Source organism: Streptosporangium sp. NPDC020145 (assembly GCF_040631275.1).
Taxonomy (GTDB): domain Bacteria; phylum Actinomycetota; class Actinomycetes; order Streptosporangiales; family Streptosporangiaceae; genus Streptosporangium.
Genome location: NZ_JBEXZT010000009.1, coordinates 116,910 through 141,885, shown reverse-complemented (window position 1 = coordinate 141,885; position 24,976 = coordinate 116,910). Strand labels below are relative to the sequence as shown.

Below are 24,976 nucleotides of genomic sequence, written 5' to 3'. Positions count from 1 at the left end.
CGCCCTCTCCCGTCACTCGCGGGCATACGGTGTGCCCACCGGCTCGCTGGCTACGCTCGCTCACGTGCTCTCCATCATCGGCTTGATCTCGTTGTCCCAGATGGACCGCCGCTCCGCGCGGGGCATGTGGCAGCGGACCAGGTGACCGCCCTCGGTCTCCAGCAGTTCGGGCACCTGTGTGGTGGACTTGCCCTCGGTACGGCCCGCGTAGGCGCACCGGGGGTTGAAGGCGCAACCGCTCGGGACGTTGATCAGGGAGGGCGGCGTGCCCTTGATCGGGAGCAGGCGCTCGGTCCGATCACGGTCCAGACGGGGCATCGACCCCAGCAGGCCCCAGGTGTAGGGGTGCTCCGGCCGGTAGAAGATGTCCTCCGCGGAGCCGTACTCGACACACTTGCCGCCGTACATCACCAGGATGTCGTCCGACAGCTCGGCCACCACGCCGAGGTCGTGGGTGATGATGATCAGCGCGGAGTTGAACTCGCGCTGCAGGTCGGTCATGAGGTCCAGGATCTGCGCCTGGACGGTCACGTCGAGGGCCGTGGTCGGCTCGTCGGCGATCAGCAGCTCGGGGTCGCAGGAGAGCGCCATGGCGATCATCGCGCGCTGGCGCATGCCACCGGAGAACTGGTGGGGGAAGTCGTCGACCCTCCTGTCGGGCTGCGGGATGCCCACCCGGCCGAGCATGTCGATCGCGTGCTTGCGCGCGACGGCCTTGCTGACCTTGTTGTGGATCCGGTAGGCCTCGACGATCTGGGCGCCGACGGAGTAGAAGGGATGCATCGACGACAGCGGATCCTGGAAGATCATCGCCATCTTCTTGCCGCGCAGCGTCCGCACGTGGTCGGCGCTGGCGCTGACGAGTTCCTCGCCGTCGAGCCAGATCTCACCGGAGATCTTCGCGCTGCCGCCCTTGTGCAGGCCGAGGATGCCCAGGCTCGTCACGCTCTTGCCGGAGCCGGACTCGCCCACGATGCCCAGGGTCTTGCCCCGGTCGAGCTTGTACGACAGGCCGTCGACGGACTTGACCAGGCCGTCCTCGGTCGGGAAGTGAATGCGCAGGTCGCGCAGTTCGAGGAAGGACTCGGGTGGCTGAGTCGTCATGAGAGCCTCACCCTCGGGTCGACCACCGCGTACAGGATGTCCACGATGAGGTTGGCCAGGACGATGAAGAACGCCGCGAACAGGGTCACCCCCAGCACGACCGGCAGGTCGTTGCCGCGGATCGCGTCGATCACCAGCTTGCCGACTCCCTGGATGGAGAAGGTGCTCTCGGTGAGCACCGCACCGCCCAGCAGCAGCCCGAGGTCGAGACCGAAGATGGTGAGGATGGGGGTCAGCGTGGCGCGCAGGGCGTGCTTGGTGACGACCGTGCGCTCCCTGAGCCCCTTGGCGCGGGCGGTGCGGATGTAGTCCTCACCCATCGTCTCCAGCATGCCCGCCCTGGTGAGCCGTGCGTACAGGGCGGCGTAGAGGAAGGCCAGGGTGATCCAGGGCAGCACGAGCGCCTGGAACCACATGACCGGGTCCTGGGTGATCGGGGTGTAGCTGCCGCCGCCGGGGAAGATCCCGAGCGTGTAGGCGAACACCGACAGGGAGACCAGGCCGGTGAAGTAGATCGGCAACGACACTCCGGCCAGGGCGATCGTCATGGCCGCTCTGTCCAGTGCGGTGCCGCGTTTCAGCGCGGAGATGACACCGATGCTGACACCGGTGACGAGCCACAGGACGGCGGCGCCGAGGGCCAGCGAGAGCGTCGCGGGCAACCGGTCGAGCAGCGTCGGCCAGACCGGCTGGTTGTTGTTGAACGAGAAGCCGAAGCAGGGCGCGGGGCACTCGGCCTTCTTGGGGCCGAGGGAGTAATCCTCACCGGCGACGATGCCCTTGACGAAACGCCCGTACTGCACGAGCAGCGGGTCGTCCAGGTGCAGCCGCTTGACGGCTCCCTGGATCGCCTCGGGTGTGGCGTCCCTTCCCACGTAACGCGACGCCATGCCCTCAGGGGTCTGTCCCAGGGCGCGCGGGATGAGGAAGAAGATCGCGAAAGTGGCCATGCTGACGACGGCGAGCATCAGCACGGCGGCGATCACGCGGCGGACGATGAAAGCGACCACGATCGTTCGGCCGGGATGCCCGGGAGGGTCACTCCCGGGCATCGTCAGGCCTTCACCTGCCTTTGGCTAGCTAGAGAAGGACTACTGCTTGACACCCAGCCACGTGTAGTCGTACATGCCCCAGGCGGGGTGCACGTACGCGTTGGTGAGGCTGGCGGGACGGAAGATCAGCGTCTTCTCGTAGACGAAGGACATGAACGCGGCCGACTCCATGACCTTCTGGTCGACCTGGGCCCAGATCTCGTTGCGGGCGGCGGCGTCGGAGGTCTGGACGCCCTTGTCGAGCAGCTCGTTGATCGACTTGTCGTCGAGCTCCATCATGTTGTAGTTGCCGGAGGGCTTGATGGCCCGGCCGTCGACGATCTGCGACAGGAAGCCGAAGCCGGACGGCCAGTCGGAGCCCCAGCCGGCGATCATGATGCCCAGGTTGTTCTTGTGCACGAAGTCCGGCTTGCCGGCGTACTGCGCGCTCCAGTCACCCGAGGGGTACTTCTTGATCGTGAGCTTGATGCCGACCCGGTCGAGGGAGGCCTGCATCGCCTCGGCGACCTGGACCTCCTTGGTCCGGTCACCGCGGACCGCGATGTTGGTCGAGAAGCCGTCCGGGTGACCGCAGGCCGCCAGGGCCTCCTTGGCCTTGGCCAGGTCGCCCTTGTGGTCGGCGCCGTTCGGGTAGAGGTCGAACGGCTTGTAGCCGACCGTGGTCGGGGTCATCGCGGTGGTGCCGATGTCACCGCCGAGCGGGCCGCCCCACGGCGCCTGGGTGGCGACCTTGTCGGTGGCGTACTGCACGGCCTTGCGGCACTCGACGTTGTCGAACGGCGCGACCTTGGTGGACATCATCGCGTAGCGGTTGAAGGGCGTGAACGGGTTGTCCGTCGAGTCCTTCAGCTGCGGGTTGCTGACGACCTTCGCGCGGCCGGCGGGCTGCAGACCGGTGCCGCCCAGGTCGACCTGGATCTGCCCGGCGATCAGGCGGTTGTCGATGTCCTCGGCGTTCTGCTTGTACTGCACCTCGATGCGGTCAGGCAGCTGCTTGCGGGTGGTGTCGGTCGCCTGGTCCCAGTTCTCGTTCCTGACGAGGTTGAGCTGCTTGCCGACCTCGTAGCTCTCGAACTTGTAGGGACCGGTGGAGGCGACGGCCTTCTCGTAGTCGACACCGGTGTCCTTGGCCTGCGGCACCGGGGCGGACTGCGGGTTGGCGACCAGGAAGTCGAACTCGGAGAAGGGCGCCTTGAGCTTGAAGACGACCGTGTAGTCGTCGGGGGTCTCGATGCCCTTGAAGTCGTCGAGGTTCTTGTCCTTGTAGGGACCCTTGTAGTCGCCGGCGTCGAGGTACTGCGCGAAGTACTTCGGACCGTCGGTGAGCTCCGCGGTGAAGTTGCTGCGGGCGATGGCGTACTTGACGTCCGCGGCCTTGACCTCGGTGCCGTCGTCGTACTTGATGCCCTTCTTCAGCTTGTAGGTCCACGTCTTGCCGTCGGCGCTGACCTCACCGGGGGCCTCGGCCAGGTCGGGGACCAGCTTCAGGCCCTCGGGACCGGGCTTGGCCGCGTAGGTCATCAGGGGGCGGGCGTAGAGCCGGGTGAAGTTCCAGTTCCAGGCGTAGTAGGTGTTGCCCGGGTCGGCGGAGTCCGGCTCGTCGGTCAGCGCGAACTTGAGCGTGCCGCCCTTGGCGTCCGACGGGTTGACGACCTTGGTGTAGCCGTCGTTGTGCTTGGCGGCCGAGGCGTTACCGGTGCCCGTCGAGCCGTTGTTCGCGGGGGACGTGCTGCCACCGCCACCGGCTGTGCCGCCACAGGCGGCGAGCCCCATCGTCAGCACGGTGCCCAGCGCCGCGAGCGCCAGGACGTTGGTCTTCCTCATCGTGGTGGTACACCCCTTGTCATGAGTGACAGTGATATGGAGAAACGGTCGTGTTCCGCTATCGGGCGCGCGGGTCGAGGGCGTCCCTGAGCCCGTCGCCCAGCAGGTTGAAGGCCATGACGGTGATGAAGATCGCGAGGCCCGGAACGATCATGAAGTGCGGGGCGATCTGGTAGTAGTCCACCGCCCGGGTGAGCATGCCGCCCCACGAGGCCTGCGGCTCGTTCACGCCCACTCCGAGGAAGGACAGCGCGGCCTCGAAGAGGATGTTCGTGGGGATGAGCAGCGTCGCGTACACCAGGATCGGCGCCACGAGGTTCGGCAGCATCTCGCGGAAGATGATGTAGCCGTTGCCCGCGCCGAGCGAACGCGCGGCGTCCACGAACTCCCGCTCACGCAACGACAGCGTCTGACCACGCACGATACGCGCGATGTACGGCCAGCTGAAGAAACCGATGATGAACACGATCACGGCGATCCGCAGGCCGTTGCCGGTCAGGCCGAGCGCCGAGTCGGGCAGCGCGCCCACGATGGCGATGGCGAACAGCAGCAGCGGGAAGGCCAGGAAGATGTCCATCAGGCGGCTGATCAGCGTGTCGACCCAGCCCCCGAAGAAGCCGGCCAGCACACCCATCAGCGAGCCGATCACCACCGACATCAGGGTGGCGAGGAAGGCGACCAGCAGCGAGATCTGGGCACCCGACAGGACCCTGGCGAACAGGTCGCGCCCGTTGACCGGTTCGAGGCCGAACGGATGCTCCAGGCTGATGCCGCCCCAGGCGCCGCTGGGGGCGCTGGTGAGCGGGTCGATCAGGTCGTTGTTCGGAATGTTCGGGTTGTCACCGAACAGCGCGATCAGGCCCCCGAAGGGACGTTCGGCGAAGATGGCGACCAAGGTCAGGAAGGCCACGATGAAGGCGCCGATGATCGCCGCCTTGTCGCGCTTGAGGCGAATCCACGCGATCCGCCCGAGCGAACGGCCTTCGATGGCCTTTCCGCCCGCCCCTTCGAGAACGGCCTCGGGCTGGGCCTCCATGGCCTGCCCGGAGACATCGAGCGGTGCGGTCATACCAGTGGCCCCCTGGGTCCCAGACGACATTGTCCTATTACGCGTGCCCGGGTCGGGTAGCGCGCCTGAAGTCTATGGGCCGTTTGACGGTCCCGTGACGCAGAATCTATGGGCTGATCTGCGCTGACTAGTCCCCTGGCACACCATGTGGCTCAACTGTGATTCATGCGAAATTCATTTGTTTTGATCTTGAAGCGAATGTCCAGAAGCCGTTCGGCTTGTGTCTCAGATTTGTGACATTGCACCCAAGGGGTGACGCTGGGTCATCCGATCCCGCGGCGCTTGAGAATGGCCTCGATATCCGAGAAGTCGTCGTCGGCGGCGGGCGAGGCCCCCCGGGCGCCGGGCTTGGCACCGGTCTGGGCGCCCGGCTTCGCTCCGGCCTGGGGCTGGCGCCGCGGCAGGGGCTGGGTGGCCGGGGACCCGGCGGTGACCCCCGGCGCGGCGGGGGCGGCGGAGGCCGCGGGAGCCGCGGCCGCCTTGGGGGCGGCACGGCGGCGCAGCACGCCGGACACCAGGAACAGCAGCGCGGAAAGCCCCGTGACGGCGACCCCCGACCACACGATGGGGTTGAAGACCAGGCCGGTGAGGAATCCGGCGATGGCCGTACCCGCCTGCCAGAGCGCGGGCAGCGCACCGGTGAGGTAGGCCGCCATGGGCAGCAGCGACCAGGCCGCCCCTCTCAGTCCCGCGGCCGCGCCTCTGCGGCGCAGCGCCAGGAAGCTCAGCACCAGCCCCACCCCGGTGACCCCGGCGCACAGCGGCAACCACGCGATCTGACCGTACGACAACATGCGGACCGCCCCTCAAAGTCGGCTTACCCGATCCATCCTGGCATGTCGCGCGAGGACCGTTCCTCCTCCCAGCGGAGGGAACGTCCCCTAGGGGGCCGCCGGGGACCCTCTCAGGGAAGAGTCCGGGTGGGTCACAGGCTCGCGGCGGACAGCTCCCGCAGCGTCTCGACGCCGACCTCGCGCAGCGAGCCGACGACCAGGCGCCCGGGGGCCTGCGGGACGGGCAGCACGCTGGGCACGGCCACGACCCGGCAACCCGCCGCGGTGGCGGAGGTCACACCGTTCGGGGAGTCCTCAAGCACGACGCAGCGGGCCGGGCCGACCCCGAGCAGGCTCGCGGCCAGCAGGTAGGGCTCGGGGTCCGGCTTGGTCCTCGTCACGTCGTCCCCGGTGACGACCCGGTCGAAGTTGTGCCTGCCGATGCCGTCGAGACAGGCCTCGGCGATGGGCCTGAGCGAGGAGGTGACCAGCGCGGTCGGCAGCCCCGCCCGCCGTACGGCCGCCAGCAGCTCGGCGGCGCCCGGCATCATCTCGACCCCATCGGCGAGCCTGGAGGTCATGCCCTCCAGCATCCAGGCCGCCACGTCCGCGGGGTCCGCGTCGGAGCCGGAGGCCTTCAGCATGTAGGCGACGGTCGAGGGCATCGAACCGCCGACCAGGTTCTCCTGGTCGGTCGGCCTCCAGTCGCCGCCGAGCCGTTCCATCACCTCGCTCTCGACCTGGAACCAGATCTTCTCGCTGTCGACGAGCAGACCGTCCATGTCGAAGAGAACCGCGTCCATACCCTGAAAACCCCTTACACGTCAGACGTTGAAATACTTGGCCTCAGGGTGGTGGACGACCAGCGCGGACGTCGACTGCTCCGGATGGAGCTGGAACTCCTCCGACAGGCTCACCCCGATCCTGGCCGGGTCGATCAGCTGGGTCAGCTGGACCTGGTCCTCCAGGTTGGGACAGGCTGGGTAGCCGAAGGAGTAACGGCACCCGGTGATGTTGACCTTCAGCATGTCCTCAAGCGACTCGTCGCCACCGATGCCGAGTTCCGCACGGACCCGGGCGTGCCAGTACTCGGCCAGCGCCTCGGTGAGCTGCACCGACAGGCCGTGCAGCTCCAGGTAGTCACGGTAGGCGTCCTTGGCGAACAGCTCGGCCGTCGCCTCGGAGATCCGGCCGCCCATGGTGACGATCTGGAAGGCGACCACATCCGTCTCACCGGACTCCCTGGGCCTGAAGAAGTCCGACAGGCACAGGTGCCGGTCACGGCGCTGACGCGGGAAGGTGAACCTGGTGCGCTCCCCGCCCGCCTCGTCCAGGACGATCAGCGCGTCCCCCTCGCTGACACAGGGGAAGTAGCCGTAGGCGACGGCCGCCTCAAGCAGGCCCTCTGTCTGCATCCGCTCCAGCCACATGCGCAGGCGGGGCCTGCCCTCCGTCTCGACCAGTTCCTCGTAGGAGGGGCCCTCCCCGCCCCGCGCGGCCTTCAGGCCCCACTGGCCCATGAAGGTCGCGCGCTCGTCGAGGAAGGCGGCGTAGTCGGCGAGCGGGATGCCCTTGACGACGCGCTCACCGTGGAAGGGCGCCCTCGGCACGGGGTTGTCCGCGGCCACGTCCGAGCGGGCGGGCAGTTCCTCCTCCGGCGTCCTGACCAGTCTCGCCCCGGTCCTGACCCGCCGTTCGCGCAGCTCGGGCAGCCTGGCGCCCTCCTCACCGCGCTTGACCGCCATGAAGGCGTCCATCAGACGCAGCCCCTCGAAGGCGTCACGGGCGTAGCGGACCTCACCCTGGAAGAGCTCGGCGAGATCCTGCTCGACGTAGGCGCGGGTGAGCGCGGCGCCGCCGAGCAGCACGGGATAGCGCTCGGCGATGCCCCTGGAGTTCATCTCCTCCAGGTTCTCCTTCATGACGACCGTGGACTTGACCAGCAGGCCGGACATGCCGATCACGTCGGCGCCCTTGTCCTCGGCCGCCTCGAGGATCACCGAGACCGGCTGTTTGATGCCGAGGTTGACGACCTCGTAGCCGTTGTTGGACAGGATGATGTCGACCAGGTTCTTGCCGATGTCGTGCACGTCGCCCTTGACGGTGGCCAGCACGATGCGGCCCTTGCTCTCGCCCTCGACCCGCTCCATGTGGGGTTCGAGGTAGGCGACGGAGCTCTTCATCACCTCGGCCGACTGGAGCACGAACGGCAGTTGCATCTGGCCGGAGCCGAACAGCTCGCCGACGGTCTTCATGCCGTCGAGCAGCACGTCGTTGACGATCTCCAGGGCCGGGCGCAGGGCCAGGGCCTCGTCGAGGTCGGTTTCGAGCCCCTTGCGCTCACCGTCGACGATGCGGCGCCTGAGCCGCTCCCACAGCGGCAGGGCGAGCAGCTCGGCGGCCCTGTCGGCCTTGACCGAGGCGGCGTCCACCCCCTCGAACAGCTCCATGAACCGCTGCAGCGGGTCGTAGCCCTCCCTGCGCCTGTCGTAGACCATGTCCAGGGCGACCTGGCGCTGCTCGTCGGGGATGCGTGACATCGGCAGGATCTTGGAGGCATGCGCGATGGCCGCGTCGAGGCCCGCGTTGACGCACTCGTTGAGGAAGACGCTGTTGAGGACCACCCGCGCGGCCGGGTTGAGGCCGAAGGAGATGTTGGACAGGCCGAGCACGGTCTGCACGCCGGGGTACAGCCGCTTGAGCTCCCTGATCGCCTCGATGGTCTCGACGCCGTCGCGCCTGGTCTCCTCCTGGCCGGTCGCGATGGGGAAGGTGAGGGTGTCGACGACGATGTCCTCGATCCGCATCCCCCAGTCCCGGCGCAGGTCGTCGATGATCCTGGAGGCGATCCTGACCTTGTCGGCCGCGGTGCGGGCCTGGCCCTGCTCGTCGATGGTCATGACGGTCACCGCGGCGCCGTGCTCGCGGACCAGCCGCATGATCCTGTGGAAGCGCGAGTCCGGGCCGTCGCCGTCCTCGTAGTTGACCGAGTTGACGATCACGCGCCCGCCGAGCATCTCCAGTCCCGCCTCGATCACGGCGGGCTCCGTCGAGTCGAGCACGATCGGCAGCGTCGAGGCCGTGGCCAGCCGGAAGGCCAGCTCCCGCATGTCGCCGGCGCCGTCACGGCCGACGTAGTCGACGCACAGGTCCAGCATGTGGGCGCCGTCTCGGGCCTGCGCCCTGGCGATCTCGACGCACTCCTCCCAGTCGCCCGCGAGCATCGCCTCGCGGAAGGCCTTGGAGCCGTTGGCGTTGGTGCGCTCACCGATGGCCAGGTAGGAGGTCTCCTGGCGGAAGGGGACGCTCTGGTAGAGCGAGGAGGCACCCGGCTCGGGACGGGGACGGCGGACGGGCACCTCGTGGCCGCGCACCCGCTCGACCACCTGGCGCAGATGCTCGGGCGTGGTGCCGCAGCAGCCGCCGACCAGGGACAGGCCGTGGTCGCGGACGAAGGTCTCGTGGGCGGAGGCCAGCTCCTCCGGCGAGAGCGGATAGTAGGCGCCGTCCGAGGTCAGCACGGGCAGGCCCGCGTTCGGCATGCAGGACAGGCGCACCCGCGCGTGGTTGGCCAGATGGCGCAGGTGCTCGCTCATCTCGGCCGGGCCGGTGGCGCAGTTGAGCCCGATGACGTCGACGCCGAGGGGCTCGACGGCGGTGAGCGCGGCGCCGATCTCGGAGCCGAGCAGCATCGCGCCGTTGGTCTCGATCGTCACCTGGGCGATGATCGGCACGTCCCTGCCCCCGTCGGCCACGGCCCGCTTCGCCCCGACGACGGCAGCCTTGACCTGGAGCAGGTCCTGGCAGGTCTCGACGATGAGGGCGTCGGCCCCTCCGGAGATCAGACCGGCCGCGTTGTCGTAGTAGGCGTCGCGCAGCACACCGTACGGCCGATGCCCCAGAGTGGGCAGCTTGGTGCCGGGCCCGATGGATCCGAGCACGTATCGGGGACGGCCGGGCGCCGACCAGTGGTCCGCGGCCTGCCTGGCGACCCTGGCCCCGGCCTCCGAGTACTCGAAGACGCGTTCCTGGATGTCGTACTCGCCCAGCGCGGCCAGGTTGGCGCCGAAGGTGTTGGTCTCGACGCAGTCGACGCCGACCTCGAAGTAGGCGTCGTGCACGGCGCGGACGATGTCGGGGCGGGTGACGTTGAGGACCTCGTTGCAGCCCTCGTGCCCCTCGAAGTCGTCGAGGGTGATCTCGTGGGCCTGGAGCATCGTCCCCATGGCCCCGTCGGCGACCATCACCCGCTCGGCCAGAGCCTCACGGAAAGACGGGGTGCTCGTCATGGGACAAGACTACTGGGGCCCCTGCGACCGTCACCGCCCCGCCGTACGGCACCGCGGCGGGCAGGACGGGGCGAACGTGCCGTGGCCGTCCTGATCATGCGCACCCCTGGGAAGGTGACGTAAAGGCCCCCTCACAGCATAGGCTTAGCGGGATAGACAGTACGGCGAGGAAACCAGGAGGAGGCCGCGCGTGATCGAACTCGAAGGTCTACCCGAGCTCGTCGACCCGGTGCTGATCGCCGCGTTCGAGGGGTGGAACGACGCGGGCGAGGCTTCGAGCGGAGTGATCGCACACCTTGAGGAGGAGTGGAAGGCCACCCCGTTGGTCTCCTTCGATCCGGAGGAGTACTACGACTTCCAGGTGACGCGCCCCATCGTGGAGATGGGTGAGGGCCTGACCAGGTCCATCACGTGGCCGACGACCAAGCTGTCCTTCGCCCGTCCTCCCGGCGCCGACCGCGACGTGGTGCTGGTGCGCGGCATCGAGCCCAACATGCGCTGGCGCTCGTTCTGCGAGGAGATCGTCGTGATCTGCCGCGAACTGGGCGTCGAGCTGGCCGTACTGCTCGGCGCGCTTCTCAACGACTCCCCGCACACCCGGCCCGTGCCGATCGTCGGCTCGGCGACCGACGAGGGGCTGGCCAGGGCGATCAACCTGGAACTGAACCGCTACGAGGGGCCGACCGGCATCGTCGGCGTGCTCCAGCACGCGCTCGGCACCGCCGGGGTGCACGCGGTCTCACTGTGGGCCTCGGTGCCGCACTACGTGGCGCAGCCGCCCAACCCCAAGGCAACCATGGCGCTGCTCAGCCGGATGGAGGACCTCCTCGACATCCCGATGCCGATGGGCGCCCTGGCGGAGGAGTCGCGGGCCTGGGAGCACGGGGTGGACGAGCTGGCCTCACAGGACAGCGAGGTGGCCGACTACGTCAAGGAGCTCGAGGAGCGCAAGGACGCCGCCGAGCTGCCCGAGGCGAGCGGCGACGCCATCGCCGCGGAGTTCGAACGCTATCTCCGGCGCAGAGATCGCGACGGCGATGGCTGAGACGCCCGCGACATAGTTATAATCGTTTACTCCTTTCTCCACTGATTTAGAGTGATAATCGGTGACCATCCGGGTCTTCCTTCGGGTCGCACCGGGTTGGGAAACCGGTTCACGACGTTTGGACGACCAGGAGAAACACCGTTCTGTAAACACCGGTGAACGGGCCCGTCACCGCGCCGAACATTGTCCACGTGACAGCGCACGTTAGGGCGATCATGGCCACTCCACAGCTCGATCCGCACCAGAAGGCACAGGAGGCGCGACGCCGTGTCCTCGAGATGGCCGTGATCATGAAACGCGAGGACGGTGAGAACGTCCCCTCCTACCCTCAGGTGCGGGGCACGACCCCCGGGCAGGCGGTCGACATGTTCCTCGCCCTGTTGCAGGACCGGCTTCCGGTCTGGGTGCGCATTCTCGACGACCTCATGTATCTCGTCGGAAAAGGGCGGGTGAACGACAACCTGCTGCCCATCGCGCGGGCGGGCATCGACTACTACCTGGAGGTCCAGGCCGCGGCGCTGCCCGCCTTCACCTCCCCCTCGGTCACCGTCCGCTTCCGTGAGGCGATGCGTGACAGCGAGATGGGCCCCATGTCCGAGGTCGTCCCCCTGGCCGAGTACCTCGCGGCCGAGCAGCGGATAGGCCGGATCTCGGCGGACGCGGACCCGCTGGCCAGCGCCCGGCTGCTGCTGGCCGGGTGTTTCCGCCACGCCTACTACGAGATGTTCGTCGGCACCGGTTTCCTGCCGTCGCGGGACGACAGCGCCGAGGAGATCATCCGCGAGCTGCGCCTGGAGCGCGCCCCCGGTGATGACCCCGCCGGCGGCACCCCGCCGGAGTGAGCCCGCGCACCGGCCGGAGGGCCGGTGCTCCCCCTTCGCCCATACGGCCAAGCGGCCCCCACGGGGGTTGGCCGGAGGCGACAATGGGAATCGTGTGCCTGTCCGCCCGCCGACCCGGGGAGTGCGCGTGACCGTCCAGCCGATCCGACTGTTCGCAGACCCGGTGCTCAGGACCGCGTCCGAGCCGGTGACCGACTTCGACCGCGAGCTGCGCGGCCTGGTCAAGTCGCTCCAGGCGACGTTGCGCGCGGGCTCGGGCCGAGCCGGTCTGGCCGCCCCGCAGATCGGCGTCTCGCTGCGGGTCCTCGTCTACGAGCTCGACGGCAGGTCCGGGCATCTGGTCAATCCGCGCATCGAGGCGTCAGAGCGCAGAATCGTGGCCGATGAGGCGTGCCTGTCGGCGCCCGGCCTCTGGTGGCCGCTGGAACGCTCCTACATGGTCACGGCCCGTGGCCGCGACATGTTCGGCAAGCCTGTGACCGTCCGCGCCCTGGGGACCCTCGCCCGGGTCCTGCAGCACGAGGCCGACCACCTCGACGGCGTCCTGTTCGTCGACCGGCTCCCCGAGGAGGAGCAGGAACGGTTCTTCGCCGCCAACTCGTGACTTGTCAGACGGTAACCCTTCTGATAAGGTCGCCCGGTTGCAGTCGTAGTTCTCAGCAAGCCTTATCATCTCAAGTGCTCAATGAGGTCCGCCGACGGCGGGCTTTCCGGTTTCTCCCGATGGTTTCGTGGGTGCAGGCGAGGCCCGCAACGCAGCCCCGAACCGCCGGCTTGGCGGTCCGGTGAGGCTCCCGACGAGGAGAAGTGGGTTTTGTCCGAAGGTACCGTCAAGTGGTTCAACGCCGAAAAGGGTTTCGGATTCATCGCGCCGGATGACGGCAGCGCCGACGTTTTCGTGCACTACTCGGCCATCGACTCCAGGGGCTACCGCTCCCTGGAGGAGAACCAGCGGGTCAGCTTCGTCATCACGCAGGGCCAGAAGGGTCTGCAGGCCGAGCAGGTCCGGATCGTCTGACCCTGACCTCAGGTCTCCCGCCGGAGCACCGGATGCCTTCCGGTCGCACGTCCCGGCCTCGGGCCCGTGCCGCTCTCCGCGGCACGGGCCTGCGCGTTCTCAGAGTTCGACGCCGAGCAACGCGTCGGTGATGTCCTTGACGAGCCCGGGCGCCTGCGGGTCGGTGCCGCCGTCCGCCAGCGCCCGCTCCGCCCAGCCGTCGATCAGCGCCAGCGCCCCCGGGGCGTCCAGGTCGTCGGCGACCCTGGCCCTGACCTCCTCAAGCAGGTCACGCGCCTGGGGACCGGTCTGCAGCCCGGTCGCCGAGCGCCAGCGGGCCAGCCGTACCTCCGCGGAGGCCAGCTGGTCGGGGGTCCACTCCCAGTCGGCGCGGTAGTGGTGGGCCAGCAGCGCCAGCCGGATGGCCATCGGGTCGGCCTGCCTGCGGAGCTTGGAGACGAAGACCAGGTTGCCCTTGGACTTCGACATCTTCTCGCCGTCGAGGGCGACCATTCCCGCGTGGACGTACGCCTTGGCGAAGGGCCACTCCCCGCAGGCCACATGGCCTTCGTGGGCGCCGCACTCGTGGTGCGGGAAGATCAGGTCGGAGCCGCCGCCCGCGACGTCGAACCCGCTGCCCAGGTTGGCCAGCGCGATGGCGGTGCACTCGATGTGCCAGCCCGGCCTGCCCCTGCCGAGGCGTGAGGACCAGGACGGCTCACCGGGACGCTCGGCGCGCCACAGCAGCCAGTCGAGCGGGTGCTTCTTGCCCGCCCTGTCCGGGTCGCCGCCGCGCTCGCGGGACAGGGTGAGCATCAGCTCCTCCGGATATCCGGAGACGGCGCCGAACTTGGGCGCCGCCGCGACGTCGAAGTAGACGTCACCGTCGAGCTCGTAGGTCGCGCCCTTGTCGCGCAGGCGCTCGATCAGCTCGGCGACCTGGTCGACGACCTCGGTCACCCCGACGTACTCGCGCGGCGGGAGGATCCGCAGCGCCTCCATGTCGGTCCTGAAGAGCTCGATCTCACGCTCGGCCAGCTCACGCCAGTCGACGCCGGTCAGCTCCGCCCGCTCAAGCAGCGGGTCGTCGACGTCGGTGGCGTTCTGGGTGTAGTGGACCTCGTGACCGGCGTCCCGCCAGGCGCGGTTGACCAGGTCGAAGGCGAGGTAGGTGTTGGCGTGCCCGAGGTGGGTCGCGTCGTACGGCGTGATGCCGCAGACGTACATCCGCGCCGTCGGGCCCGGCCTGGTGGGGCCGGTCTCCCCGGAGGCGGTGTCGAACAACCGCAACGGGACACCGGCACCGGGAAGCCGAGGGACCTTCGGCGCAGACCACGATCTCATGTGATGAGCCTATCCAGCAGACAGACCGTCCCGGTCAGGCAGGGACGGTGGGTGGTACAGGGGCACTTTCTCAACCTCGGCGACCCCGTGGATCATTCCGGCAGGACGCGGCGGAAGGCCGCCGGGTCCCGCGGATCGCCGGTGAAGTCGTAGCGGACGCCCTCGGCGGACAGCCCGAGCAGGGAGACCGACAGCGAGCCGAAGACGCGTCCGTCGGGCAGCTCATGCCGGACGATCATGGCCCGGGGATCGTCCCTGGCCAGGCCCGCACCGGTGGCGGCCTCCCGCCACTCCCGCCAGGGGCCGCCGAGGGTGTCCGGCCTGGTGGCCTTGGCGAACAGCGGGCGGAAGAAGGCGACCCGCTCGTTCTCCTCACCGCGCTCCCAGCCGCTGTTGACGATCATGTGCGTTCCTCCGGGGAGCTCCTCGTCCCACAGCCCGGTCCCGTCCCAGTGCCACAGCCGGACTCCGCTCCGGTCGGCCAGGACCAGGTGGAAGGGGTCGTAGCCCGCGGGGTCGAGGCCCGTGAGACCGCCCTCGGCCGCGGCCGTCAGCGGCAGCCCCCCACGCGAGATCCTGCCCTCCTGCGGGGCGGGCACGCCCTGCCCGTTGACCAGCGCGGCGATCCTGCCCTCCGCCGGATGCACGGCGAGCCAGGTCCCGCCCGCGAGCAGGTCGCGTCCGCCGAACAGGCCCGGCCAGTGCGGCCCCGGGGGCGACCACGGCCGGTCGACGAACTCGTCTCGCACTCCGACCATGATCAGGGGAACGTCGGCGCCGGGATCGACGCTGACCACAACCGTGCACATGCCCGGCAGGCTACGCCCCCGCCGCCGGACGGGCCGGACCGGGGTCCCTCGGATCAGGGCCTCGGATCAAGAACCTCAGATCGGGGGCCAGGGAATGGCGGGCCAGTCCTGGGAGGGCAGGGGGTGCAGGCCGGTGTCGAGGAGCCTGCGAACCCGTTCGCCCGTCGCCTGGACCTCGGCGGGGGTCAGCAGCTCGCGCAGCCGGCGGCCGAGACCTCCCTGTTCCAGGTCACGTTCGAGACGGGCCAGGACGTTCACGGCCTCGCGCGACAGCGGCTTGCCACGCCACTGCCACAGCACGGTGCGCAGCTTGTTCTCCGTGGCGAAGCAGACCCCGTGGTCGACGCCGTGGACGTGCCCCCCGGGCAGCGGCAGCAGGTGGCCGCCCTTGCGGTCGGCGTTGTTGACGACGGCGTCGAAGACCGCCATCCGCCGCAGGGAGGGCTGGCGGCTGCGGATGAGGACCATCAGGTCGGCGTCGGGGTCGGCGTCGATCCACATCTGGCACATTCCCGGGCCGAACGGGCCGTCACGGTAGACCGTCGGCGGGACGATCCGCCAGCCGGTGGCCGCGGAGACCTCGAAGGCGGCCACCTCGCGGGCGGCGAGAGTGCCGTCGGGAAAGTCCCACAGCGGGCGTTCTCCACGCACCGGCTTGTACACGCAGGCGGCGGACAGGCCGCCGAGCCGGACCGAACAGTAGAGCGTCATGTTGCTCGCCTCGACCAGACGGCCCTCGACCTCCAGGTGCCCGTCGCGGAGCAGACGCAGAGCGGTCTCGTCGTCCAGTCCCGCCATGGGAGCCGCGCTCAGCGTGAACTCGCCCTCGGCACTCATTCGCCTCCTTCTGCCTGTGAAGCGCTCCTACCCCGGTAACCGTTGAGACGCACGCAAATATGCCCATCCGCGTCGAGAGGCTGGCCGCACAACGGACACGGTGGGCGTCCTGCGGCGACCAGGGCCATGGCGCGCCTGGTGAAGGCCCTGGCGGCGGCGGGACTGATGTGCACGCGCAGCACCGCGGGCTCCGACAGCGGGGAGGGCTCGAAGTCCTCCTCGTCCTCCGCGACGGCCTCCTGCGCCTCGATGACCACCTGGGCGGTCTCCGCGTCCCAGGCCAGGGCCATGGCGCCCACCCTGAAGTCCTCGCTGATGGGCACGTCGAGCGGGTCGTTGTCCGTCAGCGCGGCGGGGGCGGCGGCGGGCACCTGGGCCCCTCCGCGCCGCAGCACCTCGTCGAGCAGCTCGTCCAGCCGGTCGGCCAGCGCGGCGACCTGGAACTTCTCCAGCCCGACCGTGGTCAGCCGGCCCTGCCCGCGGGCCTGCAGGAAGAACGCTCGCGATCCCGGTTGCCCCACGGCACCGGCCACGAATCTCTCAGGTGGGTCGTAGTCGAAGACCGGCATAGCCCTGACCTTACGTGGTCCCGGCACCGCCGCCGACCGCGGCGTCGCTCTCGGTGAGGTTTTGTCCCCCGTCCTTCTCCCCCGCTCCGTCCTGGGTTTCCTCTGGCGGGCGCAGCCCGGCGACCTCTCCGCCCAGGTCGTTGAGCCTGAGCACGAAGGGGCGCAGGGGGGTGTAGCGGATCGCGGTGAGTGAGGCGGGGTCGGCGGTTATCCGCTGGAACTGGTCAAGGTGCAGGCCCATCGCGTCCGCCACGATGGCCTTGATCACGTCTCCGTGGCTGCAGACGAGATAGACCCCCTTCGGGCCGAGCCGCTCGTTCCACTCCCTGACGGCGCTCACCGCCCGGTGCTGTACGGCGGCCAGCGACTCCCCGCCGGGGAAGGTCACGGCGCTCGGATGGGTCTGCACGACCCGCCACAGGGGCTCCTTGGCCAGCTCGGCGATCGGGCGGCCGGTCCAGTCTCCGTAGCGGCACTCCCCGAACCGCTCGTCGGTCACCACCTCGGTCTCCCGCCCGGCCGCCACGGCTCCGGCCGTCTCCTGGCAGCGTTCCAGCGGGCTGGAGACGATCGCGTCCAGCTCCAGCGGGCCCAGCCGTACGGCCAGAGCCTCGGCCTGGGCCCGGCCCGCGTCACTGAGGTGGAGTCCTGGTGTCCAGCCCGCCAGCACGGGACCGGTGAGAGGGGTCAGGCCGTGTCTGGCCAGCAACAGGGTCGTCACGCGGGCAAGTCTTGCAGGCCTCGCTCCACTACTTTTAACCGGCCGGGCGGTACCCTGGCCGGATCATGGAGCAGCGCTATGTGGGCCGGAGCGGCCTGTCGGTGTCCCGCCTCGGACTCGGGACGATGACATGGGGACGCGACACCGGCGCGGAGGAGGCCACGGCGCAGCTCCGGACGTTCGCCGATGCCGGGGGCACCCTCATCGACACCGCGGACGTCTACTCGGGCGGCGAGGCGGAGCGGCTGCTCGGACGGATGATGCGGGACTCGGTGCCCCGTTCCGAGCTGGTGATCTCGACCAAGGCCGTGCTCACCCCGGCCGGGCACAGGCCGCGCGACGCCTCAAGAAGGCACCTGATCGCGGCCATCGACGCCTCCCTCGGTCGCCTCGGGATCAACGAGGTCGATCTGTGGCAGCTGCACGCCTTCGACCAGGAGGTGCCGCTTGAGGAGACCCTGGCCGCGGTGGACGCCATCGTGTCCTCGGGCAGGGCGGCCTACGCGGGTGTCTGCGACTACACGGGCTGGCAGCTCGCGGCGGCGGCCGTCAGCCAGCGGGCGGTCCCCGGGCGGACGCCGATCGTCGCGGCCCAGGTCGAGTACTCGCTGCTGGCGCGGGAGGCCGAGCGTGAGCTGGTCCCGGCGGCCGAGCACGTCGGCGCGGGGGTGCTGGCCTGGTCGCCCCTGGGCAGGGGGGTCCTCACCGGCAAGTACCGCACCGGCATCCCCGCCGACTCCCGGGCCGCGACCCCGCACTTCGCCGACTTCGTCACGCCGTACCTGGACGAGAGGTGCCGGCGGGTCGTGGAGTCGGTGACGACCGCGGCCGAGGGGCTGGGGGTCTCGCCACTGTCGGTCGCCCTGTCCTGGGTGCGGGACCAGCCGGGGGTCGCGGCGGCGATCGTCGGCGCCAGGACCTGTGCCCAGCTGACCGGGGTGCTCCAGTCGGAGGACCTCGTCCTGCCGGTGGAGATCAGAGAGGCTCTTGACGACGTCTCGGCGGACTGAGGAACTCGGAACGAGGAAAGCGAGCCCGAACAGAACGAGAATCCATCTCGCGTATCACTACTCGATACCGAATGGCAACTTTACGTGGAAAACCCTGGCCTCCCCACAAAACTGTCAATGGTGACAGGAGGGGCACTCAGGTGTCAGCGACGTTCCGTCACCGATGCACAAGGGGGACAATTGCGAACCGCGATCTCCGTCGGCGCCCTGGCGCTGACACTCGGCGGCGTACTGCTCGCCGTCGCACCCGCCCCCGTGAGCGCCGTCACCCAGGCGGGTGACTGTGAGGGCGGCGGGCTTCTCGGCGGGGTGACCGGCGGTCTGTGCGAGGCGGTCGGCGTTCTGGGCAACACCGTGAGTGCCACCGCGAACGACACCGTTAGCGACACTGTGAGTGACGCTGTGGGCGGCGCCCTGCTCGGCGGCGTCGTCGTGGACGACACCGTGAACGTCACCATGAGCACCACCGCGGGCACCACTGTGAGCGACACGGCGGGGGGCCCGCCGGACGACACCGTGAGCGCCACTCCGGGCGGCGCCATGAGCAGTGCCACGAGCGGCCCCGCGAACGGACCGGCCGGCGGCCCCTCCCCCGGCGGGGAGGGCTACGGCTACGGACAGAACGCGGAAACCCCACCGCATACCGAAAAAGCCGGAAAAAGCAAGAAAGACGATAACGCCAAAAAAAGCGATAAAATCGGAAAGGCGCAGAGCGGGGCCGACGTGCTGGACGCGGAGAGCGTTCTGGACCAGCCCCAGCCGTCCGTCCTTCCCGAGACCGTCCCCGAGATCCTCGTGACCCCCTGGGGTGAGGACACCGCGGACGTCCAGGACGTCCCCGACATCCAGGATCCGGCGGACAACGACGTCCTGCCGTCCCAGAACCCGGGCGGCGCCTGTTCCCCGCTGTCCGACTCCCCCGGATGTGCGGGCACCTCGGCGAACCCGGCCCACAAGACGACACCGTCCCCGCACGCCTCCCCGAGCCCCCGGCCCTCCCACTCCGGCGGCACCGTGCCCGCGGAGGAGGCCACGCGGCGGCCGGCGGGCGAGCAGGCGCGTCCTCCGCAGACCCGCAGGCGCGTGGCGGAGACCGACGGGGGCGGCGAACGCGGCGGCAGGCGTGGGGAGGCCACCGGCTCCGAGACCCCGCCGCCCACGGTCGACGCCGAGGCGCCCCGGCTCGAACTGCTGTGGCCCGCGGGCCCGGTCATGCGCAGGTTCCAGCGGGCCGTCACACCGACCAAGACACCGGACCCGCTGGGCACGGCGTTCACCGCCGTGCTGCTGCTCGCGGCGATCCTCGCCGTCCGCCTGCTGTATGTCAGGCGGATCGGCGAGAAGTCCATCCCGCTTGAGCCGCTGCGGATGAAGCGGCACAGGACGGCCTGAGCCGCCGGTCAGCCGATCGCGTGCACGCCGCCGTCGACGTGGACGATCTCCCCGGTCGTCGCGGGGAACCAGTCGGAGATCAGTGCCAGGCAGGCCTTGGCCGCGGGCACGGTGTCGCGCAGGTCCCAGCCGAGCGGTGCCTTCTCCGGCCAGCTGTCCTCGAACTCGGCGAAGCCCGGGATGCTCTTGGCGGCCATCGTGCGCAGCGGCCCCGCGGCCACCAGGTTGACCCGGATGTTGTGCTTGCCCAGGTCACGGGCCAGATAGCGGGAGCAGGACTCAAGCCCGGCCTTGGCCACGCCCATCCAGTCGTAGACCGGCCAGGCCTTGCTGGCGTCGAAGTCGAGCCCGACGACCGCGCCCCCCTCCTTCATCAGCGGCAGGCAGGCCACGGCGAGGGACTTGAACGAGTAGGTCGAGACGTGCACCGCGGTGGCCACGTCCTCCCACGAGGTGTTCAGGAAGTTTCCGCCGAGGCAGCTCTGCGGGGCGAAGCCGATGGAGTGCACCACGCCGTCGAGGCCGTCGAGGTGCTCGCCGACCCGGTCGGCCAGCGAGTCGAGGTGCTCGGTGTTCTGCACGTCCAGCTCGATCACCGGCGGCGTCTCGGGCAGCCGCTTGGCGATGCGCTCGACCAGGCTGAGCCTGCCGAAGCCGGTCAGCACGACCTGCGCGCCCTCCAGCTGGGCCAGCTTGGCGACGGAGAACGCGATGGAGGCCTCGGTCAGGACACCGGTGACCAGAATGCGCTTGCCTTCGAGAATTCCCATTGTCAGTGCCCCATTCCCAGGCCGCCGTCCACGGGGATCACGGCCCCGGTGATGTAGGCGGCGTCCTCGCTCGCCAGGAACCCGACCACGCGCGCGATCTCCTCGGTGCTCGCGTAGCGTCCCAGCGGGATGTTCTTACGGATCTGCTCCTGGTAGGCCTCTTCGAGCTCGGCCGTCATGTCGGTCTCGACGAACCCGGGCGAGACCACGTTGACCGTGATGCCGCGCGAGCCCAGCTCTCTGGCCACCGACCTGGCGAAGCCGATCAGCCCGGCCTTCGAGGCGGCGTAGTTGCTCTGGCCGGCCGAGCCGAGCATGGCGACCACCGAGGAGATGAGCACGATCCTGCCGCGCTTGAGCCTGAGCATGCCGCGCGTGGCTCGCTTGGCGACCCGGTAGGCGCCGGTCAGGTTGGCGTCGATGACGTCGGTGAAGGTCTCCTCCTTCATCGTCGGCAGCAACGTGTCCTTGGTGATGCCCGCGTTCGCGACGAGCACCTCGACCGGGCCGTGCTCGGCCTCGATCTTCCCGAACGCCGCGTCGACGTCGGCCATGCTGGTCACATCGCAGCGCACGCCGAACAGACCCTCCGGGGGCTGCCCTGAGCGGTAGGTCACGGCGACGGAGTCACCGGCCCTGGCGAATTCGCGGGCGATCGCGAGGCCTATGCCGCGATTGCCGCCGGTTACGAGAACAGATCGAGCCATGCACCCGACGCTAGCGGCTACCCGGCGGTAAACCTCTTGTCCGTGAGGGACAAGATCACAGGGTTAGGATCGTTGACATGCGCCAGATCGATCCCGATTTCCTCGCCCTGCCGATGAGGCGACTGGCGGACGCGGCTCTGCAGCGCGCCCGCGACCTCGGCGCCGAGCATGCCGACTTCCGGTTCGAGCGCGTCCGCGCGGAGACACTCAACCTGTCCGACGCGCTGCCCGAGGGGTCCTCCGACGCCGACGACCTCGGCTACGCCGTACGGGTCGTCAAGGACGGCACCTGGGGGTTCGCGGCCGGTGTCGAGCTCACCGCGGAGGCGGCCGCGCGGGTCGCGGAGCAGGCGGTCGAGGTGGCCGTGGTCTGCGCGCCGGTCAACCGCGAGCCGGTCGAACTGGCCCCCGAGCCGGTCCACTCGGAGGTCACCTGGGTCTCCTCCTACGACGTCGACCCGTTCGAGGTGCCGATGCGCGACAAGGTCGCCCTGCTGGCGGCCTGGTCGGAGGGGCTGCTGCGAGACCCGCGGGTCGATCACGTACAGGCCTCGCTGATGCAGGTCAAGGAGCAGAAGTTCTACGCCGACACGGCGGGCGCCTCGATCACGCAGCAGCGGGTGCGCGTGCACCCCCAGCTTGAGGCGACACGGACCCAGGACGGCAGGTTCGAGTCGATGCGCACGCTCGCCCCTCCGGTCGGTCGCGGCTACGAGTACCTCACCGGCACCGGCTGGGACTTCCCCGGCGAGCTGGCCCGCATCCCCGAGCACCTCGCGGAGAAACTCGCCGCCCCCTCCGTCGAGGCCGGGCGCTACGACCTGGTGATCGACCCGTCGAACCTGTGGCTGACGATCCACGAGTCGGTCGGGCACGCCACCGAGCTCGACCGGGCCCTGGGCTACGAGGCGGCCTACGCCGGGACCAGCTTCGCCACCTTCGACCAGCTCGGCACCCTGGTGTACGGCTCGCGGGCGATGAACGTCGTCGGTGACCGCACCGCCGAGCACGGCCTGGCCACGATCGGGTACGACGACGAGGGTGTGGCGGCCAGGCGGTTCGACATCGTCTCGGACGGCGTCCTGACCGGTTTCCAGCTCGACCGCAGGATGGCGCTGCTGAAGGGGCTCGGCTCCTCCAACGGCTGCGCGTTCGCCGACTCCCCCGGCCATCCCCCGATCCAGCGCATGGCCAACGTCTCGCTGCTGCCCGCCCCCGAGGGCCCCTCGACCGAGGAGCTCATCTCCGGGGTCGAACGCGGCATCTACGTGGTCGGTGACAAAAGCTGGTCGATCGACATGCAACGATATAACTTTCAGTTCACCGCGCAACGGTTCTACCGGATCGAGAACGGCAGGCTCGCCGGCCAGGTTCGCGACGTCGCCTACCAGGCGACGACCACCGACTTCTGGCGGTCGATGGCGGCCGTCGGCGGACCGCAGACCTACGTGCTGGGCGGCGCGTTCAACTGTGGCAAGGGCCAGCCCGGCCAGGTGGCCCCGGTCAGCCACGGCTGCCCCACGGCGCTCTTCCGGGATGTGCGCGTCCTGAATACCCTGCGGGAGAGTGGCACGTGAGCCGGTGGGCAGACGGGTACGCCCTCTCTGGCCCGGGCCTGGAGAGCACGCCCACGAGCGGGCAACCGACGAACACCGCACGCCGGGGGACGCCCCTGCGGACCACCGGGCAAGGAGTGGGATGAGTCCCCAGGAAATCATCGAGAGGGCACTGGAGTTGTCCACGGCCGACGAGACCGTCGTGATCGTGGACGAGACCTCAAGCGCCAACCTGCGGTTCGCGGGCAACACGCTCACGACCAACGGCGTGACCCGCTCGTCGCAGCTCACCGTGATCTCGGTCGCGGGACGGGGGGTCGGCGTGGTCTCGCGGGCGGCGGCCCGCCCCGAGCAGCTCGCCGACATCGTCGCGGCGGCCGACCACGCGGCCGAGGACGCCAGGCCGTCCGAGGACGCCAGGCCGCTGGCCGAGGGCGCCCAGTCGGCCGACTGGCAGGAGGCGGCCGAGCCGACCTCCATCGGGGTCTTCGGCGCGTTCGCCCCGGCGCTCGGCGAGACGTTCGCCGCCGCCGAGTCGGGCGGGCGCAGGCTGTACGGCTTCGCCGAGCACCTCGTCACCACCACCTTCGTCGGCACCTCGGCGGGCACCAGGCTCCGCCACACGCAGCCGACGGGGCGCCTGGAGCTGAACGCCAAGTCGCCGGACATGCGGCGCTCGGCCTGGGCGGGGGTGGCGACCCCGGACTTCTCCGACGTCGACGTGGCGGCGCTCGACGCCTCGCTGGCCACCCGCCTCGAATGGGCCAGGAGGCGGATCGACCTGCCCGCGGGCCGCTACGAGACACTGCTTCCGCCCTCGGCCGTCGCCGATCTGATGATCTACCTGTACTGGACGGCCGGGGCCAGGGACGCGATGGAGGGCCGCACGGTCTTCTCCAGGCCCGGTGGCGGCACCCGTGTCGGGGACACGCTCTGCCCGCTGCCCGTCCGCCTGGGCAGCGACCCCGCGGCGCCCGGCGTCGAGTCCGCCCCCTTCGTGGTGGCGCACTCCTCGAACAGGCAGAGTTCGGTCTTCGACAACGGGCTGCCGCTGGCGCCCACCGACTGGATCTCGGACGGCAGGCTGGCGAACCTGCTGCAGACCAGGCACTCGGCGGAGCTGACCGGCCTGCCCGTGACCCCGGCGACGGACAACCTGATCATGACGGGTCCCGGGGACGGCCGTTCACTCGACGAGATGGTGGCCTCGACCGGCCGGGGCCTGCTGCTGACGTGCCTGTGGTACATCCGCGAGGTCGACCCGCAGAGCCTGTTGCTGACCGGCCTGACCCGCGACGGCGTCTACCTGGTCGAGAACGGTGAGGTCGTGGGTGAGGTGAACAACTTCCGCTTCAACGAGAGCCCGGTCGGCCTGCTCGGCCGCCTCACCGAGGTCGGTGCCGCCGAGCGGACGCTGCCCCGTGAGTGGAGCGACTACTTCACCCGCGCCGTCATGCCCGCGGTGCGGGTCCCCGACTTCAACATGTCGACGGTCAGCCAGGCCAGCTGAGCCCTCCGCGGCGCCCGCGGACCGTCCCTCACGGACGTCCCCGGGCGCCGCGCGGCCTCAGGCGTCGTCCTCCAGGCGGAAGCCCACCTTCAGGCCGACCTGGAAGTGCCCGATCTCGCCGTCCACGATGTGCCCCCTGACCTCGGTCACCTCGAACCAGTCGAGGTGACGCAGGGTCTGCGCGGCCCTCCGGACGCCGTTGCGCACGGCCGCCTCGATGCTCTCCCCCGACGTGCCCACGATCTCGGTCACCCGGTACGTACGATCCGTCATCGTGTCCTCCTTGCCCGAAGGCCCCGGAGACCCCCGTAGGCCCCTGGAGGCCAGGGTCGCACGCGCTTTCCCGCCCGCCGGAGGCGAGGTCTAGGTTGGAGATGTGAGGAAATGGCACAGGCGCCGACAGGTCCACCAGGTGACCGACGCGCAGCCCTCCCTGAGCGAGGACATCGGCAGGCGCGAGAGGAACTACCTCATCAAGATGGGGATCCGGCTGCTCTGCCTCATCCTCGCCTTCACCGTGCCCGCCCCGCTGCCCGTGAGGCTGCTGCTCTTCGCCGGCGCGATCTTTTTACCGTATGTTGCCGTGATCGGGGCCAACGCACCACGTCGCGAGGCGGAAAGTGGCTTCGGCATTACGGATGACAGCCAGAACGAGATCCCACGCCACCGACGCGAGATCGGGTCGTGACTAACTCTTGACGCATCTCAGGGGTTGGAGGTGTACGCTTTAAGCAAGTGCCCTGGTCCCCCGTCGGG

General features: G+C 69.6%; 24 protein-coding genes. 9 read left to right on the top strand and 15 right to left on the bottom strand.

Annotated elements, in window-relative coordinates; all coding sequences use genetic code 11:
* Nucleotides 1-60: 60 nt before the first annotated feature.
* The 7 genes from ABZ463_RS18940 to metH all read right to left on the bottom strand — a co-directional run bounded on the left by ABZ463_RS18940 (nt 61) and on the right by metH (nt 10,111).
* The gene (locus ABZ463_RS18940) at nt 61-1,104 is read right to left on the bottom strand and encodes an ABC transporter ATP-binding protein (protein ID WP_352013107.1); all 1,044 of its coding nucleotides are present in this window, start codon (nt 1,102-1,104) and stop codon (nt 61-63) included.
* Nucleotides 1,101-2,114 carry an ABC transporter permease gene (locus tag ABZ463_RS18935; protein WP_352013236.1) on the bottom strand — a complete coding sequence of 338 codons (1,014 nt, stop codon included), beginning with the start codon at nt 2,112-2,114 and terminating at the stop codon, nt 1,101-1,103. Before ABZ463_RS18935 ends, ABZ463_RS18940 begins: the two co-directional genes overlap by 4 nt.
* Nucleotides 2,115-2,195: 81 nt before the next feature.
* Nucleotides 2,196-3,980 carry an ABC transporter substrate-binding protein gene (locus ABZ463_RS18930; RefSeq protein WP_352013108.1) on the bottom strand — a complete coding sequence of 595 codons (1,785 nt, stop codon included), beginning with the start codon at nt 3,978-3,980 and terminating at the stop codon, nt 2,196-2,198.
* A 58-nt stretch (nt 3,981-4,038) separates the two neighbouring features.
* Nucleotides 4,039-5,049 carry an ABC transporter permease gene (locus ABZ463_RS18925; RefSeq protein WP_352013109.1) on the bottom strand — a complete coding sequence of 337 codons (1,011 nt, stop codon included), beginning with the start codon at nt 5,047-5,049 and terminating at the stop codon, nt 4,039-4,041.
* A 263-nt stretch (nt 5,050-5,312) separates the two neighbouring features.
* Complete coding sequence (locus tag ABZ463_RS18920) at nt 5,313-5,843, bottom strand: cellulose synthase (RefSeq protein WP_362777422.1); 531 nt, start codon at nt 5,841-5,843, stop codon at nt 5,313-5,315.
* A gap of 131 nt (nt 5,844-5,974) precedes the next feature.
* On the bottom strand, nt 5,975-6,625 hold the full coding sequence (locus ABZ463_RS18915) for an HAD family phosphatase (protein WP_362777420.1): 651 nt from the start codon (nt 6,623-6,625) through the stop codon (nt 5,975-5,977).
* Between the two features lie 21 nt (nt 6,626-6,646).
* Entirely contained in the window at nt 6,647-10,111 is a 3,465-nt protein-coding gene (metH, locus tag ABZ463_RS18910) for a methionine synthase (RefSeq protein WP_362777417.1), read from the bottom strand.
* A gap of 190 nt (nt 10,112-10,301) precedes the next feature.
* Here metH and ABZ463_RS18905 point away from each other — a divergent pair, with 190 nt between their 5' ends.
* The 4 genes from ABZ463_RS18905 to ABZ463_RS18890 all read left to right on the top strand — a co-directional run bounded on the left by ABZ463_RS18905 (nt 10,302) and on the right by ABZ463_RS18890 (nt 13,016).
* Nucleotides 10,302-11,156: a PAC2 family protein gene (locus ABZ463_RS18905; protein ID WP_352013113.1), complete on the top strand. Its 855-nt coding sequence runs from the start codon at nt 10,302-10,304 to the stop codon at nt 11,154-11,156.
* Between the two features lie 191 nt (nt 11,157-11,347).
* On the top strand, nt 11,348-11,998 hold the full coding sequence (locus ABZ463_RS18900; protein ID WP_362777413.1) for a hypothetical protein: 651 nt from the start codon (nt 11,348-11,350) through the stop codon (nt 11,996-11,998).
* A 127-nt stretch (nt 11,999-12,125) separates the two neighbouring features.
* On the top strand, nt 12,126-12,602 hold the full coding sequence (def, locus tag ABZ463_RS18895) for a peptide deformylase (RefSeq protein WP_352013115.1): 477 nt from the start codon (nt 12,126-12,128) through the stop codon (nt 12,600-12,602).
* Between the two features lie 210 nt (nt 12,603-12,812).
* Nucleotides 12,813-13,016 carry a cold-shock protein gene (locus ABZ463_RS18890; RefSeq protein WP_352013116.1) on the top strand — a complete coding sequence of 68 codons (204 nt, stop codon included), beginning with the start codon at nt 12,813-12,815 and terminating at the stop codon, nt 13,014-13,016.
* 99 nt (nt 13,017-13,115) lie between these two features.
* On the opposite strand, the gene mshC is transcribed toward ABZ463_RS18890, so the two are convergent.
* The 5 genes from mshC to ABZ463_RS18865 form a co-directional block, all read right to left on the bottom strand.
* Nucleotides 13,116-14,339 (bottom strand): cysteine--1-D-myo-inosityl 2-amino-2-deoxy-alpha-D-glucopyranoside ligase, encoded by a 1,224-nt coding sequence (gene mshC / locus ABZ463_RS18885; RefSeq protein ID WP_352013117.1) that lies wholly within the window; start codon nt 14,337-14,339, stop codon nt 13,116-13,118.
* A gap of 92 nt (nt 14,340-14,431) precedes the next feature.
* Entirely contained in the window at nt 14,432-15,148 is a 717-nt protein-coding gene (locus tag ABZ463_RS18880; protein ID WP_362777410.1) for an NRDE family protein, read from the bottom strand.
* 75 nt (nt 15,149-15,223) lie between these two features.
* Nucleotides 15,224-15,985, bottom strand: coding sequence for an SCO1664 family protein (locus tag ABZ463_RS18875; protein WP_352013119.1), 762 nt, complete (start codon nt 15,983-15,985; stop codon nt 15,224-15,226).
* Nucleotides 15,982-16,554: a DUF3090 domain-containing protein gene (locus ABZ463_RS18870; RefSeq protein ID WP_352013120.1), complete on the bottom strand. Its 573-nt coding sequence runs from the start codon at nt 16,552-16,554 to the stop codon at nt 15,982-15,984. The genes ABZ463_RS18875 and ABZ463_RS18870 overlap by 4 nt, the downstream gene beginning before the upstream one ends.
* Before the next feature lie 10 nt (nt 16,555-16,564).
* Nucleotides 16,565-17,275: a histidine phosphatase family protein gene (locus ABZ463_RS18865; protein WP_352013121.1), complete on the bottom strand. Its 711-nt coding sequence runs from the start codon at nt 17,273-17,275 to the stop codon at nt 16,565-16,567.
* A gap of 65 nt (nt 17,276-17,340) precedes the next feature.
* Between ABZ463_RS18865 and ABZ463_RS18860 the strand changes: the two genes are divergently transcribed.
* Entirely contained in the window at nt 17,341-18,285 is a 945-nt protein-coding gene (locus ABZ463_RS18860) for an aldo/keto reductase (protein ID WP_352013122.1), read from the top strand.
* 180 nt (nt 18,286-18,465) lie between these two features.
* Nucleotides 18,466-19,677 carry a hypothetical protein gene (locus tag ABZ463_RS18855; RefSeq protein ID WP_362777406.1) on the top strand — a complete coding sequence of 404 codons (1,212 nt, stop codon included), beginning with the start codon at nt 18,466-18,468 and terminating at the stop codon, nt 19,675-19,677.
* Nucleotides 19,678-19,685: 8 nt separating this feature from the next.
* Here ABZ463_RS18855 and fabI read toward each other — a convergent pair whose 3' ends face one another.
* Nucleotides 19,686-20,447, bottom strand: a complete 762-nt coding sequence (gene fabI / locus ABZ463_RS18850) for an enoyl-ACP reductase FabI (protein ID WP_352013124.1) — start codon at nt 20,445-20,447, stop codon at nt 19,686-19,688.
* Between the two features lie 2 nt (nt 20,448-20,449).
* Complete coding sequence (locus ABZ463_RS18845) at nt 20,450-21,154, bottom strand: beta-ketoacyl-ACP reductase (RefSeq protein ID WP_352013125.1); 705 nt, start codon at nt 21,152-21,154, stop codon at nt 20,450-20,452.
* A 77-nt stretch (nt 21,155-21,231) separates the two neighbouring features.
* On the opposite strand from ABZ463_RS18845, the gene ABZ463_RS18840 reads away from it, so the two are divergent.
* Together ABZ463_RS18840 and ABZ463_RS18835 are read left to right on the top strand one after the other, a co-directional pair.
* Nucleotides 21,232-22,731 carry a TldD/PmbA family protein gene (locus tag ABZ463_RS18840; protein WP_352013126.1) on the top strand — a complete coding sequence of 500 codons (1,500 nt, stop codon included), beginning with the start codon at nt 21,232-21,234 and terminating at the stop codon, nt 22,729-22,731.
* Nucleotides 22,732-22,852: 121 nt separating this feature from the next.
* On the top strand, nt 22,853-24,220 hold the full coding sequence (locus ABZ463_RS18835; protein WP_362777403.1) for a metallopeptidase TldD-related protein: 1,368 nt from the start codon (nt 22,853-22,855) through the stop codon (nt 24,218-24,220).
* A gap of 57 nt (nt 24,221-24,277) precedes the next feature.
* Here the strand turns inward: ABZ463_RS18835 and ABZ463_RS18830 are convergent, their stop codons facing one another.
* Nucleotides 24,278-24,493, bottom strand: a complete 216-nt coding sequence (locus ABZ463_RS18830; protein ID WP_352013128.1) for a dodecin — start codon at nt 24,491-24,493, stop codon at nt 24,278-24,280.
* Nucleotides 24,494-24,632: 139 nt separating this feature from the next.
* Here ABZ463_RS18830 and ABZ463_RS18825 point away from each other — a divergent pair, with 139 nt between their 5' ends.
* The gene (locus ABZ463_RS18825) at nt 24,633-24,908 is read left to right on the top strand and encodes a DUF3099 domain-containing protein (protein WP_352013129.1); all 276 of its coding nucleotides are present in this window, start codon (nt 24,633-24,635) and stop codon (nt 24,906-24,908) included.
* Nucleotides 24,909-24,976 lie beyond the last annotated feature (68 nt).

What these genes read in the sequence shown, in the direction of transcription:
- ABZ463_RS18940 (WP_352013107.1), bottom strand. Translation starts at nt 1,104, where the DNA reads ATGACGACTCAGCCACCCGAGTCCTTCCTCGAACTGCGCGACCTGCGC.
- ABZ463_RS18930 (WP_352013108.1), bottom strand. Translation starts at nt 3,980, where the DNA reads ATGAGGAAGACCAACGTCCTGGCGCTCGCGGCGCTGGGCACCGTGCTG.
- ABZ463_RS18925 (WP_352013109.1), bottom strand. Translation starts at nt 5,049, where the DNA reads ATGACCGCACCGCTCGATGTCTCCGGGCAGGCCATGGAGGCCCAGCCC.
- ABZ463_RS18920 (WP_362777422.1), bottom strand. Translation starts at nt 5,843, where the DNA reads ATGTTGTCGTACGGTCAGATCGCGTGGTTGCCGCTGTGCGCCGGGGTC.
- ABZ463_RS18915 (WP_362777420.1), bottom strand. Translation starts at nt 6,625, where the DNA reads ATGGACGCGGTTCTCTTCGACATGGACGGTCTGCTCGTCGACAGCGAG.
- metH (WP_362777417.1), bottom strand. Translation starts at nt 10,111, where the DNA reads ATGACGAGCACCCCGTCTTTCCGTGAGGCTCTGGCCGAGCGGGTGATG.
- mshC (WP_352013117.1), bottom strand. Translation starts at nt 14,339, where the DNA reads ATGAGATCGTGGTCTGCGCCGAAGGTCCCTCGGCTTCCCGGTGCCGGT.
- ABZ463_RS18880 (WP_362777410.1), bottom strand. Translation starts at nt 15,148, where the DNA reads ATGTGCACGGTTGTGGTCAGCGTCGATCCCGGCGCCGACGTTCCCCTG.
- ABZ463_RS18875 (WP_352013119.1), bottom strand. Translation starts at nt 15,985, where the DNA reads ATGAGTGCCGAGGGCGAGTTCACGCTGAGCGCGGCTCCCATGGCGGGA.
- ABZ463_RS18870 (WP_352013120.1), bottom strand. Translation starts at nt 16,554, where the DNA reads ATGCCGGTCTTCGACTACGACCCACCTGAGAGATTCGTGGCCGGTGCC.
- ABZ463_RS18860 (WP_352013122.1), top strand. Translation starts at nt 17,341, where the DNA reads ATGGAGCAGCGCTATGTGGGCCGGAGCGGCCTGTCGGTGTCCCGCCTC.
- fabI (WP_352013124.1), bottom strand. Translation starts at nt 20,447, where the DNA reads ATGGGAATTCTCGAAGGCAAGCGCATTCTGGTCACCGGTGTCCTGACC.
- ABZ463_RS18845 (WP_352013125.1), bottom strand. Translation starts at nt 21,154, where the DNA reads ATGGCTCGATCTGTTCTCGTAACCGGCGGCAATCGCGGCATAGGCCTC.
- ABZ463_RS18840 (WP_352013126.1), top strand. Translation starts at nt 21,232, where the DNA reads ATGCGCCAGATCGATCCCGATTTCCTCGCCCTGCCGATGAGGCGACTG.
- ABZ463_RS18835 (WP_362777403.1), top strand. Translation starts at nt 22,853, where the DNA reads ATGAGTCCCCAGGAAATCATCGAGAGGGCACTGGAGTTGTCCACGGCC.
- ABZ463_RS18830 (WP_352013128.1), bottom strand. Translation starts at nt 24,493, where the DNA reads ATGACGGATCGTACGTACCGGGTGACCGAGATCGTGGGCACGTCGGGG.